Consider the following 259-nt stretch of genomic DNA (forward strand, 5'->3'; position numbering starts at 1 on the left):
CATATAGACGTTCGGCTCGTTAATCGTGACCCACAGCCGGCAGTGTGCCCCTAATGCTTCGACGACTTTTCGAGTGTACTCCGCAAAGAGCGGCACCACTTGCTCGTTTTCCCATGCGCCCATATCGGCTAACCACAGCGGGTTGGTGAAATGATGCAGAGTAATCATCGCAGTCATGCCGCGTTCTTTAAGCCCCAGCAGCATCTGGCGGTAGCGCTCTAAAGCCGTCTCGTCCCACATATCTGGCGCTGGCTGGATG

At 55.6% G+C, this 259-nt stretch carries 1 protein-coding gene; it reads right to left on the bottom strand.

Translation table 11 applies throughout. The annotated features are described in order from the left end of the window. Window positions 1-259 (bottom strand): family 1 glycosylhydrolase (locus tag FQ668_RS27705; protein ID WP_144180807.1); only part of this gene is annotated, 259 nt, incomplete at both ends.

It is taken from the genome of Pseudomonas sp. Kh14 (assembly GCF_900291005.1).
Lineage (GTDB): Bacteria > Pseudomonadota > Gammaproteobacteria > Pseudomonadales > Pseudomonadaceae > Aquipseudomonas > Aquipseudomonas alloputida.